The 18,074-nt window shown below is 46.8% G+C and carries 16 protein-coding genes; 9 read left to right on the top strand and 7 right to left on the bottom strand.

Features of this window, described 5'->3' with window-relative positions:
* Positions 1-3 precede the first annotated feature (3 nt).
* Complete coding sequence (locus tag ACZ5NB_RS04360) at positions 4-765, top strand: hypothetical protein (RefSeq protein WP_460231769.1); 762 nt, start codon at positions 4-6, stop codon at positions 763-765.
* Between the two features lie 75 nt (positions 766-840).
* Here ACZ5NB_RS04360 and ACZ5NB_RS04365 read toward each other — a convergent pair whose 3' ends face one another.
* Together ACZ5NB_RS04365 and ACZ5NB_RS04370 are read right to left on the bottom strand one after the other, a co-directional pair.
* Entirely contained in the window at positions 841-4,263 is a 3,423-nt protein-coding gene (locus tag ACZ5NB_RS04365) for a methyl-accepting chemotaxis protein (RefSeq protein WP_460231770.1), read from the bottom strand.
* A gap of 154 nt (positions 4,264-4,417) precedes the next feature.
* Entirely contained in the window at positions 4,418-5,383 is a 966-nt protein-coding gene (locus ACZ5NB_RS04370; RefSeq protein WP_460231771.1) for an AEC family transporter, read from the bottom strand.
* Positions 5,384-5,625: 242 nt separating this feature from the next.
* On the opposite strand from ACZ5NB_RS04370, the gene ACZ5NB_RS04375 reads away from it, so the two are divergent.
* Positions 5,626-6,414 carry a sigma-70 family RNA polymerase sigma factor gene (locus tag ACZ5NB_RS04375; RefSeq protein ID WP_460231772.1) on the top strand — a complete coding sequence of 263 codons (789 nt, stop codon included), beginning with the start codon at positions 5,626-5,628 and terminating at the stop codon, positions 6,412-6,414.
* 43 nt (positions 6,415-6,457) lie between these two features.
* Complete coding sequence (locus tag ACZ5NB_RS04380; protein WP_464107850.1) at positions 6,458-7,126, top strand: NrsF family protein; 669 nt, start codon at positions 6,458-6,460, stop codon at positions 7,124-7,126.
* A 101-nt stretch (positions 7,127-7,227) separates the two neighbouring features.
* On the opposite strand, the gene ACZ5NB_RS04385 is transcribed toward ACZ5NB_RS04380, so the two are convergent.
* Entirely contained in the window at positions 7,228-8,130 is a 903-nt protein-coding gene (locus ACZ5NB_RS04385) for a LysR family transcriptional regulator (protein ID WP_460231774.1), read from the bottom strand.
* Positions 8,131-8,233: 103 nt separating this feature from the next.
* Between ACZ5NB_RS04385 and ACZ5NB_RS04390 the strand changes: the two genes are divergently transcribed.
* The 3 genes from ACZ5NB_RS04390 (at position 8,234) to ACZ5NB_RS04400 (ending at position 9,820) form a co-directional block, all read left to right on the top strand.
* The gene (locus tag ACZ5NB_RS04390; RefSeq protein ID WP_460231775.1) at positions 8,234-8,764 is read left to right on the top strand and encodes a pyridoxamine 5'-phosphate oxidase family protein; all 531 of its coding nucleotides are present in this window, start codon (positions 8,234-8,236) and stop codon (positions 8,762-8,764) included.
* A 36-nt stretch (positions 8,765-8,800) separates the two neighbouring features.
* Positions 8,801-9,190 (top strand): VOC family protein, encoded by a 390-nt coding sequence (locus ACZ5NB_RS04395; RefSeq protein WP_464107851.1) that lies wholly within the window; start codon positions 8,801-8,803, stop codon positions 9,188-9,190.
* A gap of 222 nt (positions 9,191-9,412) precedes the next feature.
* Positions 9,413-9,820, top strand: coding sequence for a GFA family protein (locus tag ACZ5NB_RS04400; RefSeq protein ID WP_460231777.1), 408 nt, complete (start codon positions 9,413-9,415; stop codon positions 9,818-9,820).
* A gap of 85 nt (positions 9,821-9,905) precedes the next feature.
* On the opposite strand, the gene mobA is transcribed toward ACZ5NB_RS04400, so the two are convergent.
* Positions 9,906-10,550 carry a molybdenum cofactor guanylyltransferase MobA gene (gene mobA / locus ACZ5NB_RS04405; RefSeq protein WP_460231778.1) on the bottom strand — a complete coding sequence of 215 codons (645 nt, stop codon included), beginning with the start codon at positions 10,548-10,550 and terminating at the stop codon, positions 9,906-9,908.
* A 3-nt stretch (positions 10,551-10,553) separates the two neighbouring features.
* Positions 10,554-11,135, bottom strand: coding sequence for a hypothetical protein (locus ACZ5NB_RS04410; protein WP_460231779.1), 582 nt, complete (start codon positions 11,133-11,135; stop codon positions 10,554-10,556).
* 289 nt (positions 11,136-11,424) lie between these two features.
* On the opposite strand from ACZ5NB_RS04410, the gene ACZ5NB_RS04415 reads away from it, so the two are divergent.
* Together ACZ5NB_RS04415 and ACZ5NB_RS04420 are read left to right on the top strand one after the other, a co-directional pair.
* Positions 11,425-13,479, top strand: coding sequence for an outer membrane protein assembly factor BamB family protein (locus ACZ5NB_RS04415; protein ID WP_460231780.1), 2,055 nt, complete (start codon positions 11,425-11,427; stop codon positions 13,477-13,479).
* A gap of 64 nt (positions 13,480-13,543) precedes the next feature.
* Positions 13,544-13,933: a c-type cytochrome gene (locus tag ACZ5NB_RS04420; protein WP_460231781.1), complete on the top strand. Its 390-nt coding sequence runs from the start codon at positions 13,544-13,546 to the stop codon at positions 13,931-13,933.
* 75 nt (positions 13,934-14,008) lie between these two features.
* On the opposite strand, the gene ACZ5NB_RS04425 is transcribed toward ACZ5NB_RS04420, so the two are convergent.
* Positions 14,009-15,217, bottom strand: a complete 1,209-nt coding sequence (locus tag ACZ5NB_RS04425; RefSeq protein WP_460233227.1) for an IS256 family transposase — start codon at positions 15,215-15,217, stop codon at positions 14,009-14,011.
* Between the two features lie 127 nt (positions 15,218-15,344).
* Positions 15,345-16,547 carry an NHL repeat-containing protein gene (locus ACZ5NB_RS04430; protein WP_460231782.1) on the bottom strand — a complete coding sequence of 401 codons (1,203 nt, stop codon included), beginning with the start codon at positions 16,545-16,547 and terminating at the stop codon, positions 15,345-15,347.
* 150 nt (positions 16,548-16,697) lie between these two features.
* On the opposite strand from ACZ5NB_RS04430, the gene ACZ5NB_RS04435 reads away from it, so the two are divergent.
* Complete coding sequence (locus tag ACZ5NB_RS04435; RefSeq protein WP_460231783.1) at positions 16,698-18,059, top strand: HupE/UreJ family protein; 1,362 nt, start codon at positions 16,698-16,700, stop codon at positions 18,057-18,059.
* The last annotated feature ends 15 nt before the right edge of the window (positions 18,060-18,074 follow it).

Below are 18,074 nucleotides of genomic sequence, written 5' to 3' on the forward strand. Positions count from 1 at the left end.
TTTATGTGGAAAGCAATGACGATGGTAGGGGCTGTGTTAACGCTATCTGCCTGCCAAACTCCACCGCAAACCCAAGAGTTGATGAATCAAAACCAAGCGCTTCAAAACCAGCTCGCTGAAGCCAATACCCGTATTGCTGAATTAGAAACTGATTCGCGTGTCAAACAAGCCGATATTGATGAGCTGAATCGCGTGCTTGGTGTGTTAGATACTGAGAAGTCTTCACGCACTCAAGAGTCTTCGCAATTACGGGGGCAAGTGAGAAAATTTGTGCAGCAACAGATTGACGCGCTCAAAGTATTTTTAGTGCAAGGTGATTTGCTTGATTATGTTGGTGGTGAATTAGTCGAACGTTCCACCGTACAAGATGAGTCGTTAATGCTCGTAGACTTGGCTCACCCTGTACCGCGTGGCGGTGCTTTAACCGGTGTGTCTGGTTATTTCTCAACAGCGGTGCCATTTCAAGTCAAAATACTTCGACCAGTTAATGATGATCTGGTGGTGATTTGGGAAAGTAAGCTGATTAATGTAACAAGCCCTGGTCTAAATCGATATGATTTTCCGGTAACCGTTGGCTTGGAAAAGGGCGATGTGCTTGGCTATTTCTTCCCTCAAGCTGTTGGGGTTAGCTTTGATGAAGGTACCAGTGATACACGCTATCTTTCAAAAAATTTAGGGTTGGGGGAGTCAGTTCGAGTTAAATCACTGAACGGTGAAGCTCGAAAGCGATCATATTCAATCGGTGTTTATGGGTTGCTTAACTGAATAAAGAACTCAACGGGTACGACATAAAAAAACCGAGCTGCAAAACAGCTCGGTTTTTTTATGTCGAGTGGTCGATTAACGTGTTCGGAAAAAACCTACCGCAGACGTCATGGCTCTAGCTTGCTCTGCCATGTTTTCACCGGCTGCAGTCGCTTCTTCCACTAGAGCGGCATTTTGTTGGGTCATTTCATCCATCTGAGTGACGGCAGTATTAACCTGTAAAATGCCAGAGGTTTGCTCCTGCGTCGCGTTGGCTATTTGCTGAATCATTTGACTAGCTTTTTCAACCGACTCCACAATGTTGCTGAGAGTGTCCCCTGACTCATTTACCAATTTTGTGCCAGCGCTGACTTTATCTACACTTTCTTCGATCAGTGTTTTAATTTCTTTTGCCGCATCGGCAGAGCGTTGAGCAAGGTTACGCACTTCGCCTGCAACCACAGAGAAGCCTCTTCCTTGCTCGCCAGCACGTGCTGCTTCGACCGCAGCGTTAAGTGCAAGTAAATTGGTTTGGAAGGCAATCTCGTCGATGACGCCAATAATGTCGACAACTTTTTTACTTGAAGTATTTATTTCTTCCATTGATACCACAGCATTACTGACCACTTCGCCACCTTGGCGTGCTCGATCTTGTGCTTCCCTAGCGATACTGTTGGCGTGCTCCGCGTTCTCTGAATTTTGCTGTACGCTCTCTGTCATTTCTTGCATGCTAGAGGCTGTTTCTTCCAGGGATGACGCTTGCTCTTCAGTGCGTTGACTTAAGTCGGTATTGCCTTTGGCGATTTCCTCTGCACCGTTTAAAACAGTGTCCGCCGAGAGTTTGATTTTTTCTACTACCTCGGCGAGCGTATCGCATGTTTGGTTGGTATCTTGTTTTAATTGCGCGAATGATCCCTGATAGTCTTTTTCGATTCGCTGAGTTAAGTCTCCACTAGCCATGGCGCTGAGGACGCGGATTACATCGTCAAGACCAGCCTGTGTGGTGCTCACGAGCGAATTGATACCGTCGCTGAGGGTTTTGAAGAAACCTTCTTTCCCTTGTGCATCAATTCGGTGATTAAAGTCGCCAGTCCCCGCCGCCGCGATGACTTTATCTACTTCACGCTCAATCTCGACTTCGTCGGTGCGGTCCAACCACTCAACAACGGTACCAATGCGTTGACCTTCATTCAAAATAGGATTGGCGGTTAGGCTAAAGGTTCGGCCTCCAACGCTCACCTCACTTTGATGAGTGCCTTTTAAAGAGTTGATTAAGCTACGTTGGTGGTTGGGATCGCGGTGGAAATTATCCATCGATTGGCCCATGAGTTTGCCCGCATCGAAATTAGGCAGCGCCGTTCGTAAATCACTTTCTGCATTTTTCATCATGTCAACGATGGCATGATTTAAATAAATGATTTCATTGTTGGCATCCGCAATCATGGTATTCGTTGAAACACAATCGAGTGCCTGTTTTACGCGTTCATTTTCTTCGGATTTGATGCGTTCTTCCTCTTGGGCTGCCAACTGTGCGGTTAAGTCTTGCCATTCAACCACGGCACCTGAAAACTCATTGTTTTCATTGCGAATAGCGGTTGCTGATATCTGTAGTGTTAGCCCGCTTATTTCAATGCGACTCGTATGGCTTTGTGTTAAACCTCGAAGCACCTCGCGATTGTGACGTGGGTTCTGATGGAACACATCTATGTTAGTGCCTATCAATGAACTTGCATCAAAGCGTGGTAGAGACTGCTTTATTTGAGGTTCTAGGCCACCCATTAATTTACCGGAAGATTCATTTAGGTAAATGATATTGAATTCATTATCGGTAATCATGATGGACGTATTACTCACATCAAGTGCTTGCTTAATTCGCAACGCTTCGGTCGCTTGGGTTTGCGCTTCGGCAGCAATAGATTGTGCTTTTTCTGCAGAACGTTCGGCTTCTTCAGCGGCGCGTTTCTGCGCTATTGTACTCTCAGCAAGTTGACTAACTGTATTGTTTATACCGCTTTTTAAGGTGGCGAGTTCACCAACATAATCGCCTCCGACTGAGCGTGAAAAGTCACCTTCATTTATACCACTTAAGACATTTGTCACTTCTCTAAAGTTATTTGATACATCATTTAGAAGGGCTGAAAATGCACGGCTAGTCTCTCCCACTTCATCGCTATACGGATTGTCTAGATTTATGTCGAAGTTACCCGTTCGTTGCACATCTTGAATAACACGGCCAAGGTTCAAAATTGGCAACGCCAGTTGTTTTGCAATTAAGAGTGCCGCAACGACAATTAGCCCTAGCACGATGGCACCGGCGAGTAGCATGGTGTTTTTCAGGCCGTATATGGAAGCGAAGGCCTCAGCCTCGTCAATTTCAGCGAGGATTGACCATTGGAATGTTCCAAATTTTATCGGTGCATAAGCAGATAAAACAGGGTTGCCGTTGTAATCGAGTACAATTTCCTTGCCTGTTGTTCCCGCGAGAGCAGCTTTCGTTGCTGCCGTGTCGACTTTCCCCTTCTCAGGGTTGCTAAATGATCCGGAAACCGAGTGGTTGGTTGGGTCGAGGTAAGAATCTGAACGCATCAGTAGGTCCGAGCCTACCAAATAGGTTTCGCCTGTTTCTCCCATTCCTGTGCGCTGCGTCATGATGGCGTTAACGGGTTCCAAAGGCATCTGAAATATCAAAACACCTTCCCGACCCTGGGAGGAAAAAATAGGGGTGGCAATAAACGATGCAGGTGCTTCGTAAGAAGGTAGGTAAGGCTGGTAATCGACGAGAATAGTTTCGCCTTGGGCGAGTGTGTTGGCGGCTTGGAATGCACTAGCAAAATTGGTGTTGGCATAAGGGCCATCATATAAAGAAGTTGCATAATCCAGTTCCTTAAAAACCGAATACACAATATCGCCTGTGACAGAGTCGATCAGGAAAATATCGTAATAACCAAATCGCTCCAAGAAGTCACGTACAAACGGATGATACTTCGCGTGTAACGGGTGGTATTCGAGCCCCGAGGTTGCTGCGGCAGAATCCAGTAAATGTTTGTTGCCCAACGGGTTGGAGTTGTTACTGATGTAATGGTATTGCATGACTACAGCTTGTTCATCCAAACCGTCCAACATGGCACTTACGTTTGGTGAGCTGCTATTTTTTTCTCGATACTGCGACGCGAAATCCTGGTTGTAATACTCAGCGAGCGAGCGGCGCATCTCACTCAATGGGGTCAAAGACCCACTGCGTGCTTGTGCAAATGCGGGCGTTAATACTTGCATCGCTTCGACGATAAAAGGGTCTCTTGCCATCGATAAGACCTGCTGATCGACGCTAGCAAAATAGCGTTCGATTGCACTTGCCTTTATGTCTCGTATTGATTGCAGCTGATTAAAGGCCTGTTGCTGTAGGTCTTGTTCTGCTGTGCGATAAGCCATAACAGCAACTAGTGCCATTGGGATTAATCCACTAAGCGATAACAAAAGGGCCAGCTTTTTAGCCAGGGTTAGGTTCATGAACCACTTCATTTCCCGTGTCTCCATTTTTACAGTCAGGAATATGCACCTTCTGAAAGGGCTACCTTTAAGCATAGCTAGGCTTTACGGCCTGTCCAAAATGCGCCTGAGAAACTACGGAAATTATGAAGATTAGAACTTGGAGGCTGGGTGAGTCGGCTCTGAGTTAGATAAGGCTCGCGCTGCGCAACAGCACTATGCCAGTGCTCACGGTCACGATTGATAGGAGGGTAGTTAAAACAACAATGTTGGCTGCTAGGGTGCCGTTGCCGTTCATCGCCTGGACCATGATGTAGGATGCGGTTGCGGTAGGCGCGGCGGACATAAGAAATAACACCCCTAATTCCATCGGCGCAAAATTAAACGGCATGGCGATAGCGAGAATGATGGCTGGTGCCACAATTAGTTTGCTCATGCTGGCGGCCAAAGAGACACCGCTCGACGCTCTTAGTTCTTTCAGGCTGATACTGCCACCGATACACAATAGGGCTAGTGGCAAGGTCATATCACTAATGTAAGCGCCGGTTTGCATTAAGGTATAAGGTAGTTGCGCGTTAACGGCTGACAGCAATAGCGCCAAACAAATAGCAATGATCAATGGGTTTTTAACAATATTTCTAAAAATAGCCTTGGTCAGCGCTTGTTGATCAAAGCTATCACTCAGGGTTTTGGTGAGAATAAACACGGCAAGAATGTTATACAGAATTGTGAGAATTGCCATATAGATTGAAATGGTGACGACGCCGTCGTCACCATAAGCACTTAAACAAAACGCCAGGCCGATAATTCCCATGTTGCCGCGATATCCACCTTGAACAAAGACGCCGACTTCTTTTTTGTGGTTGACGAACATCGGCGCTACTAGCCAAAACAAGAAAAAAACCAGTAGTGTTCCTGATAAACCAACACCGATTAATTTAAAACTGACTAGCTGGGCTAACGGCGCCTGCACGATATTAATGAACAGCACGGTGGGCAGCCCGACAGAGAAAACGAGTGACGATGCTTTATTAATAAATGCCTCATCTATCCAGCCCAGCCGGCGCAGGCTAATACCAAGAATGACCAATAAAAAAATAGGCGCGGTGATACCAAGTGCAAACTGGAGGGATTCAAAGAAAGACAGAAACATAAATCAAAAAAACCGGATCACCAAAGAGGGGGGCTAGGTTCCCGAAATGAAAAGGGGCGCTAGTGCTCGGTTGGGCAGTTTAGCATGAGTCGCTGTGTGTCGCGATTGTTACTATTTTGTGAAAGATTTCTGTAACCATCTAGTGGAGGATGGCGTATCAGGAATCTGCAAGCAAACTGTGCTTTGCCTGCGAATAAATACCATTGTTTGGTTATCGACTCTCTAGGAACTAGCGAGAAATTATGTTGCAATACTCGGCTACAGCATTTGATGTAGATCCCTCCCTCGACGAGGCGCGCCCCAGCGCTTTAACTTCAGTTCAAGCACTCTCTGACAAAGTGCTGGAAAGGGTGGTTGATCCCGGCAATAGAGCGCTAGCGAGTATGGCAGATTTGTTAAAGAGACGGGCTGACGCCGATCATCCTGAAACCGTCGAGGCGGCGAACCAGGCCAGTGCGAAAAATACCCGCACCTTAGAGCGATACGCTGAGGATGAGGCTCGCTGGTCTCGTTTAATGGCCGAGTCCCAGCAGGGTAATGACGGCAGTTATCGCGAACTGCTGTCGGAGCTTGGAGGTGTCGTCGAAGCTTATCTGAGGGTTAACTTCGGCGGTATCGACTTTTTGGAGGACTGTGTACAAGAGTGTTTGATGGCAATTCATCAAGGACGCCATACCTACGATGTTAATCGACCTTTCAGGCCCTGGCTTTTCACCATCATCCGCCACCGGGCGATTGATTTATTGCGTAAACGCTCTCGTAGCCCCGATACGACGTCAGTCGACGACGAACAATCCAATATTCGTTTTGAACAGTTTTCCGGTGAAGACCAAGCTGACGAGCATACTCTTCACGATGAAATCTTTGGTGGTTTATCGCCCTCTTTCCGGGAGGCGCTGGTACTGACCAAAGTGGTAGGCCTTAGCATGCGCGAAGCCGCTGACAAGGCAAATATTTCCGAAGCCGCGATGAAAGTTCGTGTTCATCGTGCCATTGGAGCCTTGAAAAAGCAGTTATCGGTAGCGAGCTAGTGATGTCGCTGATACAGCCGCTTGATATAGATGAAGTAAGATTATGGCAGATATGACAAATAATTCTTCGCGAGGCAATTTGATTGATCAACTTGCCGGCGATATAGCAAAGGACCACGGTATACGTGTTTATCCCGCGGCTCGTTATGCATGGAGCTGGGGTATTTTGGCCGCTTTGGCGGTCATTGGTGTCACTGCGTGGGTGGCCCCATTGCGTGCCGGATTTTTGAGTGATTTGCTGACACTCCGCTACGGTATTGAAATGGCCAGCGGTTTGTTGATGGCGCTTGGTTTTATTGTATTGGCGTTTCGCACGGCAGTCCCAGGCAGTGTCAGCCCGCTACTCGTAACCACAACGTTGTTGGCCGGGATCCTGTGGGTTGGCATGGTTGCATGGGGTGTATTTGATCCAGCATTAGAGCCGAGCATGGTGGGTAAGCGTGATCATTGTTTGGAAGAAGTACTTATCTACAGTTTCCCGCTCGCCGTATTGGGTGGGGCGTTACTGAGGCGTGGCTACGTCTTAAACGGCTGGTTGTCTGGCGCAATTATCGGATTTGTTTCGACTGTCATTCCGGCCTTGATTATGCAACTTGCCTGTATGTATGTACCAATGCACGCCTTGATCTACCACTTATCACCGGCGGCCTTTGTCGGTCTACTGGGGTGTTTGTTGGGCGCGGTAATCCCCTGGCGCTCGAGTAGACAGTAAATTTTTTCGAGCTTGTCTAAAGGCCAGGGTACGCTGGTCTTTTTGTACTTACCGCCTGAACTTATGCATTCTGCTTAATGCAGGCTACGAATTTTTCGTTACTAAAATAGCTGTTTGCCCAATAGCTCAATCGCTAAATCCATAAATACTCGCACCTTAGCGGGCACATTTCGTCCCTGTGGGTGGACTACGCTAATTGGCATTGGTGGACCATCAAATTCTTCAAGAATCGCCACTAGTTTTCCTGCCTCGACTTCCGCCGCAGCCTGATAAGACAGCACGCGAGTAATGCCAAAACCTTGCGCTGTGGCTGCAATGACCGAGTCATTGGTGTTGCTTGAGTAGCTGGGTGAGAGTTTCAGTGAAAACCCCTTTTCATTATTGTCGTCGCCGTAAAATTTCCACGTTGGTGATCTCGACCCCGCTGTGGAGGCAATGAGTCTGTGATTGACTAATTCCTCCGGCGTTTGCGGTGTGCCGAATTGCGCCAGGTAGCTCGGTGATGCATAGGTTTTTATCCTTACAGAGCCCAACCGTATAGAGCGCAAACTAGAGTCTGGCAGTTCTCCGATACGGATACCGACATCGATGCCTTCGTCGATTAGATTGGTTACCCGATCCACCAGTACAGAGGTGACTGATACATCAGGATTCCGTTCTAGAAACTCGGTGATCACGGGGGTTATGTACAGTCGGCCAAACATGGCAGGGGCCGTGACAGATAGATGTCCCGTCGGCCTGCCGTGCGCGCCTGCCGCTGACTCCTGGCTTAGTTTTACGTCAGCGAGTATCCGTTTCGCATCGTGAAGATACTGTTGCCCGGTCGCTGTGAGCCGCACGCGGCGAGTCGTACGAATTAGTAAAGGTGTACCTAAATACTTCTCTAGCGCCGCAATCGACCGGGTTACAGCGGGTGGTGACATGTTGAGCTTGCGTCCCGCGGAAGCAAAGCCTTCCTCTTCAGCAACGGCCACAAATACCGTCATTGCGTGCAATACGTCCATTCTATTATTCCATATATAGGAATAGTCAATTCTGCAAGATGAGTATTCTTAATGCAAATGAATGCTGAGAAAATGAGCACATTGATCGCAGAGGAAAATCACTATGGGACACCGATTCGCAGACATCTTATTTACTGACCCGGTGAAATCAGTTCAGGTTGCAGAGAACGGTCGCGACGTCTTTGAAAAATGGTCACGCAAAGAAGACTTTAATTGCAGCCTGAGCGACCGCGAAGCGAATTTCCTTTCGGATAGGGAAAGTTTTTACATCGCATCGGTAAGCCCAGATGGGTGGCCCTACATTCAGCATCGTGGAGGATATAAAGGCTTCATAAAGGTGATCGATGAAAGACACATTGGTTTCGCCGATTTTACTGGTAATCGGCAATACATCACGACAGGACAGCTTCGCGCTAACAACCGGGTTTCTTGCTTCTTTATGGATTACCAGCATAAACGTCGATTGAAAATGTTGGGTCGAGCGACTGAAGTCAACAACAACGATTTGGATGCAATGAATGCTCTGATTGATCCCAATAACCCAAGCCAAGTCGAGCGAGCGTTCATTATTCGAGTGGAAGCCTTTGATTGGAACTGCTCAAAACATATTCCTAATTTTGTTTTACAACCCTAACCCACACCGTTTTACCTTTTATTTGCAGGAGTTTCTATGAGTAACTTAAGTATTCACCATCTCGGTTTAGCTGTTGCCGACCTAGAAAAGACCACAGAATTTTTTACCAACGTACTTGGTTTTGAAGTTGTTAACGAAGTGCCTGATTACCCCGCAAAATTTGTCAGCAATGGCAATGCATTCATCACGCTTTGGCAAACCGAACAGGGTGCTCTTGAGTTTAACCGTCGAACGCGTATTGGCCTTCATCACTTTGCGTTGAAAGTCGATAGCCAAGCTGAACTAAATTCCTTGTTTGACAAAGCATCGAACTATCCTGGTGTCACGGTTGACTTTTCTCCAGAACCGTTAGGTGATAGCGGAGCAATTCATGGAATGATATTTGAGCCCGGTGGTATTCGAATGGTGTTGATCTTCGCTGGTTAATTATATTCACTAGCAAAATATCAAATGAAGAAAAGGCCAGCGGTTGCTGGCCTTTCTGTTTCAGAAAGTTGGTGGGAGATAGTTGAAGGAGGAATTACCAAAAAAAATAGAGTTTGCCCTTATCCCTGGACCTATGTTTCTATACGCCAAAGCTTGATAGCCAAAAATTAAAACCTTATCAAGTATGGAATATTTAATACCCGTACATAAAGGAGTCCAAATATGCCGATTAACTTGAAAGTAGTTGATGGAATAGAGGTTCAACCAAAACACAAAGCGACTTGTCATTGTGGTGCAGTAGAGATTGAACTGGATTTGCCTGATGGGTTGGTTGATGTACGGCGTTGTGATTGTTCTTTATGTCGGCGAAGAGGGGCGGTTGCGGCGTCGGTGCCTTTGTCAGGTATAAAAATATTGAAGGGCGAAGAGGTACTTAAGTTATATCAGTTTAACACTAAAACAGCGAAGCACTTTTTTTGCGGTAACTGCGGTATCTATACACATCATCAGCGTCGATCAAACCCCACGCAGTACGGATTTAATGTGGCCTGTTTAGAAGGCATTAATCCGTTAACAATAGATGGTATTCCGACTTATGATGGGGTGAACCACCCTGCTGATCGGAAATAAAACGCTAACACGTTATATGTCGTGTCCTTGAGGACGCGGAGTGTTTGAGTGCCGAAGATAGAAGAGACGTTGGCAAAGCAGTTAGCTAGAAAGGTGGTGTGTCGCTGTTCAGTGTTTCCCAATCTTCTGGCGTGTTAATATTGTTGAGTGTGTACTCCTTTTCATTCACTACGACATAGTGATGTGGTAGTTCCTCAATAAACTGCATGACTTTTCTTTTGTCTTTGCTCAAGTAATCGTTGAGTGGTTGAAGGCAATCGCGCGACCATAAAGAGAAAAGTGGTTGTCTTCTTTCTCCCGTTTGTAGGCTGATAACTTTGATCCTGTTGTCGTTATCCTGCGCTGCAATTAGGCGACTAACGATGTCGCTTGGCAACGTTGGTGTGTCGCCAGGAAATGTCGCCAGCCAGTGGTAGGGTAGTTGTTGCTTTTTAGCCCAGCGAAGAGCTGTGAGTATCCCCGCTAAGGGACCGCATTGTTTTATGTCGCCATCATCGGCGAGCAAAGTGGTGTTTAACTGCCTGTATTTTTTATCACTAGAATTACTGCTCACAATAACTTCAGCAACTTGAGCAGACGCCTGGTGAATCACATGTGCAATAAGCGGATTGTTTTGCCATTCTAATAAGCATTTATCAATGGGTTGTTGACTTGCGGCGAGAGATTGCATGCGTTCACTCATGCCTCCAGCGAGCACTAAACCGAATACTGTGTTGTGATTCTTCGACATAGATTAATCGATCAATTCCATTACAAAATAGTCATCATACATTAGTTCTTCGATTGCTTTATTGATCGCGTGGTTAATTGCGTCGCCAGTAGTTTGAGTTTTGTTGAGATTCGATTTGCCGCGATAACTACTTTGCCAAACCGTACGTTGGTCTTTACGAAGTGAGAATTCAAGCTGCAGTATCACCGCGTTATTGTCGATAACTGCTTTGACTACACTACCGGTAAGAGCGAGAGAGTTTTGGTCGCTATCTGCAAGTGCTGCTTGGCCGTCTTCAAAACTGTGCGTTAACACCTGCTGTGCAAGCGTGGCTAGGTTGTTGTTCAACGCCAATTCCGTTTGGTTGTCTAAATTGATTAGGCTGCTCTCATTGCATTGGTCATCAGAGAGGCAAGGTCGGTTGTCAGTGAACAGTTGAATAAATAGTGGCCCATCTTTGATTTGGCTAAAGTCGAGTCCATGATTGACTCGTGACGTGGCGGCAACTTGCTCGGTCTGAGAGTTGGCCGTGTCTGATAGAGTGATTTGTGTTGCGAAAAGAGTCGTAGCCAATAAAGTGGTGGATAACAAAAGTTTACACAGCATGTGATCTAGGCCTTATTGTCGGGTGCGGTACCGGGCAGATTTTCGTTTAGTTTTGTTTGGATCAACAACTTATCGTTGCTTGGCAAAGGTCGCATACTATACAGCAAATCTCGAACCGGCTAGACTTGGCGATCATTGCCCAAGGCTGTTTAATGCGCTTAATTCGCATATAAAAAATACGTACAAAATAGAAACAGACTGTGACCGGGACTCAACTCCAGCAAGTTAATCATAATAATCACTGTTGGGTTGCTCCGTTAAAATCAAAAAATCTCACGAGGAGCTTTTCATGACGATTGGTGTAAAACGACGCCTGTCTATCGCTGTAATGGGGATATCGATGGCATGTGTAGGCGGAGGAGCTTCTTTGCTTGCTAGCTGTGCATCTGAGCCACAACTAATCTCTCATGCGCCGCAGGGTAAAAGTGTTGAATGGGTTCACCTTGGTGGGCCAGCTTCGCACACGCGTTACTCTGAAGCCGAACAAATTAACGCCGACAACTTTGAGCAGGTCGAGGAAGCTTGGGTTTGGGACGGCGCTAGTTTTGAAGCACGAAGTGGCCGTGCTACGCCAAGTTACATTAACGGTAAGCTCTATACCGTTGCTGGTCCACGTCGACACGTTGTCGCTATCGACCCAGCCTCTGGGGAAACAATCTGGTCTTATCGTGAGCCGTCTACCAGACGCTGGGAATATTCCATGCGCAAAGATTACGGTAAAGGTGTAGCTTATGCGGAGGTAGATGGTCGTGGTGTAATTTACATCATTAGTCCTGGGTTTTTCTTAACGGCGTTGGATGCAGAAACCGGCGAACCACTAGAGGGATTTGGAGAAAGAGTGCCGATCGATGGGTTCCCGGAAACAGGTGTAGTAGATCTTCTCAAAGACTTGGGGCACGAATACGACCCGTATGAAGGGCTTCCTTTAGATAAAGGCTACATTACGTCCTCATCGCCACCGATTGTGGTCAATGGTGTGGTCATTGTTGGCAATTCAGCCGAACAGGGTTACAACCAATCACGCGTCGAGAATATCCCCGGTGATATTCTTGCCTACGATGCAAAAACAGGAAAATTCCTGTGGAAGTTTAATGTGTTGCCAAAACCCGGTGAGTTTGGTCATGAAACCTGGGAGAACGATGCATGGAAGTGGACTGGCGATATTTCTTCTTGGGCGCCTTTGTCGGCGGATGAGGAAAATGGTTTGGTTTTTATTCCAACCAATGGCGCAACCTTGGACTTCTACGGTGGTTTCAGACCGGGTGATAATCTATTTAGCACCAGCTTGCTTGCATTAGATGTTAAAACTGGCAAGCGCGTTTGGCACTATCAAATCGTGCACCATGATATCTGGAACTATGATCTCCCAACCGCACCGGTGCTGCTTGACGTTGAGCAAAACGGCGAGACGGTTCCTGTGGTTGCCCAGGTGACGAAACAGGCGTTTGTTTACGCCTTCAATCGCGTTACGGGTGAACCCCTTTGGCCTATTGAAGAAAAGCCGGTTCCTGCCTCTAAAGTTCCCGGTGAAAAACTATCGGAGACTCAACCGTTCCCTACCAAGCCTGCGCCTTATGATATGCAAGGTTTGACGCATGATGACTTGATTGATTTTACGCCGGAACTACGAGCGAAGGCGATCGAGGCCGTCTCGGAATATGAAATTGGCCCCTTGTTCAACCCGCCGCTACATCGCGACAATGACATGGGTAAAAAGGGATCGCTGTGGTGTCCCGGTGATGTTGGTGGGGTCAATATTGATGGCCCAGCAGCGGCTGATCCTGAGTCAGGTATATTGTATGTCACGTCTCGCAAAGGCTGCTCTTCACGTCTAATTGCTCCAGGTGCTGAGCGCGATAAACTGATTAAGGAGCCAACGGGAACAACCATTGCTGATTACGCGGTATTACGTGGTCAAGGCGTGCGTGGGCCAGACGGTTTGCCATTGTATAAGCCACCCTACAGCCGCATTAGTGCTATTGATATGAATACTGGCGAGCATTTATGGTGGGTGCCAGTGGGTGAGACACCGGACAAGATTAAAAATCATCGTAAGCTTAAGGGCATTGATGTCGGTGAAACGGGCACTGGCCGAGTGGCACCGATGACTGTGACAAAGAACCTTCTATTCTATGCGGGTGAAGCGGCGGATGGCTCGCCGCACTTGTTCGCAATTAACAAGAAAACAGGCTCAAAGATTGGCAAGGTTCCTGTACCGGGCAAGAGTCGCTACGGTATGATGACCTACACCCATGACGGACATCAGTACGTTATCTTGCAAACGGGTAGCAAATTAACAGCGATGGCGCTGCCCAAAGAAGAGTCAGCAGATTTAAGTCATTAAATAATAAGTAGTTTGAAGAAGCGGGTGGCAAAGGCTGCCCGTTTTGTTGTTTGGAGAATCGTAAATGAAAAAAATTACAGGATGCTTTAGCGTTGTCGCCGTGTTGCTCGGTACTCTTTTCGTTGGTAGCGCAATGGCAGAGAGCACAACTCAGGATGGTGTTTACATTAAAGATCAGGCGGCACAAGGGCAGAAGCTGTACAAGAAGCACTGTATCGCGTGTCACAACAAGGATGACTATGGAGATAAGTTTCTAGCTTGGGAGGGGCAGCCTCTTGGAGATTTATATGAAACGGTTAGCGCAACAATGCCCGAAGACAATGTTGGTGGCTTAAGTTTGGAAGAGTACACCAACATCATGGCTTATGTTTTATATATGTTGAAATTTCCTGCCGGGGATACACCACTTAATCATCAAGATGGTTCTATGAGCGAAATCATTATTCAAAATTAGTTCTTGTTATGGTGTCACAGCCATAAAAAACCGCTGTACTTTTTGAGACTGTAAATAATTCTGTGTAACTGCTGGTTAAACATAGTCACTTAATCGCTCGTCAAATTCAATCATAAAGTGATTTAGTGCGGCCTTCCAATTTCTAATCGGCATCGTCCATTTTTTCGAAGCGTCCATAATTGCCAAAAAGACGACTTTTTTAGCCGAGTCGTCTGTTGGAAATAATTTTCGTTTTTTAATCGCTTTGCGAATCACGCTATTGAGAGACTCGATGGCGTTGGTGGTATAAATTGCTTTGCGTATTTCTGGCGGATAGCTAAACAGCGTGTTCAGGTTGTGCCAGTGGCTTCGCCAGCTGCGTGATATTTGCGGATATTTTGCATCCCAACGCTCCGAGAACTGATCCAGCGCGAGTAGCGCTTCATCCTCAGTGGCGGATTGGTAAATCCGTTTTAAATCCGCTGTAACGGCCTTGTAGTCCTTCCAAGGAACATACCTCACGGAGTTTCTCACCATGTGCACAATGCATAGCTGAATACGTGTGTTGGGGTAGGCGCTGTTGATCGCATCTGGAAAGCCTTTTAAGCCGTCAACACACGCAATCAGAATATCTTGCAGGCCGCGATTTTGTAGCTCGGTTAAGACGTTTAGCCAGAATTTAGCGCCTTCATTTTCTGAGATCCACATGCCTAGCAGTTCTTTATGGCCTTCCATGGTCACACCGAGAGCTAGGTAAACCGACTTGTTGATCACCTGCTTATCCTGCCTGATTTTAAGGACGATACAGTCTAGGTAGACAATAGGGTAAACAGGATCAAGCGGCCGAGATTGCCATTCAACAACGCGCTCAATAACAGCATCGGTGACACGGGATATCAATGTCGGCGAAACATCAGCACCATACATTTCTTTGAAGGTGGCAACGATCTCGCGCGTGGTCATGCCTTTGGCGTAGAGGCTTAAGATCTTGTCATCCATGGACGTAAATCGTGTTTGCCCCTTTTGTACAAGCTGGGGTTCAAAACTGCCGTCACGGTCACGAGGCGTTTCTAATTCAAACTGACCCGCCTCTGTCTTGACGGTTTTACGCGATTTACCATTGCGGTTATTGGCGTTTGTTGACTGAGCGTGTTTGTCGTAACCAAGGTGCTCATCGAGCTCGGCATTCAGTGCGGCTTCGACCGTCACCTTAGTTAACATCTGCCTAAATGCATCAAGGTCAGATTCAGTTTTAATGGCTTTGGCCGCTTCCTTTGCGAAAGCTTCAAGATCTTTAGGGTTCATTGCTTACTATCTCCTCGTTAGGGTCAATAATAAGCAGTTACACAGTTTTAGCTACAGTCTCTACTTTTTGAAAGTGCAGCGGTTTTTTTTTGGCGTCGGTGTCTATGCGGCGCTTAACCGTAACTCATTATTTACTCGGCCAGACCACCCCTTGGTTTTCGGCAGAGATTTTTTTCAAGCCTTTATAGTTAAACTTCTGTACCCGTTTGCCTTCGTAGGTTTCGGTTGTATAAAGGTTGCCTTTCGAGTCGCTGACAATACTATGTACCGCGTAAAACTGGCCAGGTTGTCGTCCGCCATCACCAAAGCTGGTGAGCACTTCAAGGCTCTGACGTTCTACCACATAAACCCGCATGTTTTGACCATCCGCGACAAAAATGAACTTTTGCTCAGGGTCTTGTGAAAAAGCGATATCCCAAATCGCGCCTTGAGCCAAGGTCTTCGGAGCGATTTGCTTTTCTTTGACGAAGGTCCCGTCCGTTTTGAAAACTTGGATGCGGTTTGCGCCACGGTCACACACATACACTAAACCGTCCTTCGATGGTTCTGCGCAATGGACTGGGCCAATAAATTGTTGCGGTAACGGTTCATCTGGATTGTATCGGATGCGTACATCTTCTGGTTTATTACCGTAAGCACCCCAGTACCGTTTAAAGTCGCCGGATGAGGCGTCAACCACGGCCACACGTTTGTTGCCATAACCGTCGGCGATATAAGCTTCGTTGCTTTTTGCATCGATAGCAATTTCAGCGACCATGGAGAAGTGTTCGGTGCTATTGCTGTCGCGGCTTTCACCTGCTTTCCCAATTTCTTTCAAAAACTTTCCGTCTCGGCTGAAAACGAGCACGTGAGAGTCCCCGCTACCATTTCCTCCAATCCACACATCGCCATTCGGCGCGATCTCAATACCGTGGTTTGACGCTGGCCAAGAGTACCCTTCACCTGGGCCGCCCCAGGCATTGACGAGATTGCCTTCAGGGTCAAATTCCAAAACGGGCGGGGCAGGTGTACAACACTCACTAACACCCGTTTTTAGACCGATTTCTGTACGCTCTCCAAACATATTATTTTGATCGCGATGGACTATGTACACGTGGTCCCGGCTGTCGACAGCGACGCCGATTGTGCGGCCCAGTATCCAGTGATTAGGCAACGGCTTTGGCCAAAAGGGATCCACTTCGAAAGCAGGTGCCATACGTGCGCCACCCTCGGCAGCGGTGACATGATCAATTTTCGCGTTAAGAGCCCCCAAGGCGATGATGCTTGCGAGAGCAGCAGCACCTAAAAGAATGGGTCGTCGTGTTTTATTAAAATATCCTGGGATTGTCATTATTATATCCTCCAGTCGACCAGGTTTTTTCGAGCAGGAAAGTAAATTGCGGCTAAGAGTATACTCACCTAAGGTCGGCCAGTATACTCGATCGCTTGTTGGGAAACGTAAAATACGCCAACTATTTCATAGAAAAATAGGGAGCTTGAGTTGCGATTTACATTGGTTTACGTAATAAGTCGACCATTATTCCTTGTGTTGATTTTTGTTGCTTTCTCGTGTGCGGTCTACAGTGGTTCTTCGTTGGCTCATGACGCACCCGCGCGCGTTGAGTTAAAGCTCTTCGCGAAACAAAATGCGTCAACACTCGATGTGCTGATTCGAGTACCTACCGATGCATTGCGTGAAATTGATTTTCCCAAGCGCGGTCCAGGTTATTTAGATTTTGATCAATTGCAGTCAAGCTTAGATGCCGCAGTGGCGACGTATTTTGTGGATGAGATTCATCTCAAAGCTGGTGATGAATCGCTAGCGAGGCCGCAAATACATGCAACAAGAATATCTCTCCCTTCAGACATCGCTTTTAGTCACTATGATAGCGCTATCGAACACTTTAATGCGCCGACACTCGATAACCAAACTAACCTCTATTGGAATCAAGCGCTACTTGATGTCTGGTTGATCTACGATATTCCTGAAGAGAGTGAGCGATTTTATTTTGAATCCAATCTCTATCGCCTTGGTGAGACGACATTATCGGTAGTGTATTTCCTTCCTCGTGAAGGAGATGAGCAAGTGTTTAGCTTTGTAGGTGATGTAGGCGAAATAGCGCTTAATCCAGGTGTTTTATTTGCATTGTCGAAATTCACGGTGATGGGTTTTGAACACATTATCTTCGGGATTGATCACTTGCTGTTTTTGTTGTGTTTGGTTCTTCCTGTAAGGCGTTATATCCGCTTAGTCCCGTTGGTAACGGCATTCACGCTCGCGCACTCTGTGACGTTAGTTGGCGCTGCTTTGGGTGTTCGAATAGATAGTGGCTGGTTCGCGCCATTGATTGAGGTACTGATCGCTGCGTCAATCATTTATGTTGCTATTGAAAATATTATTGGAGTGTCGCTGCGTCACCGTGTGATATTAACTTATGTATTTGGTTTAGTTCACGGGTTCGGTTTTTCATTTCTTTTGTCTGAGCGATTGCAGTTTGCGGGAGAGCATCTCATTTCTTCCCTGGTTGCGTTCAATCTCGGAGTGGAGTTGGGTCAGCTGGTTGCACTGGCGATTGTAGTGGTTGTCATGCGGTGCTTACTGCGTTTCCAGGGCTTTCAGCGTTATGGGGTGTTGCTGCTTTCAGCATTCGTGGTTCATGAGGCGTGGCACTGGCTCACTGAGCGTTTTTCTCAATTGTTACAGTATTCAGTAACATGGCCTTCCATGGATTGGGTTTTGTTAGGGCAGTTTATCGAGTGGCTTATCTTGGTGATTGTTGGCGCAACACTGTTTTGGTTTATGCGGCTATGGTATCTCAAAGCTGGTTGGTTAAATGATGCTTCGATTGAGGATTCACCTTAAGTTAGCACTGTAAAA

Source organism: Aurantivibrio plasticivorans, assembly GCF_055392955.1.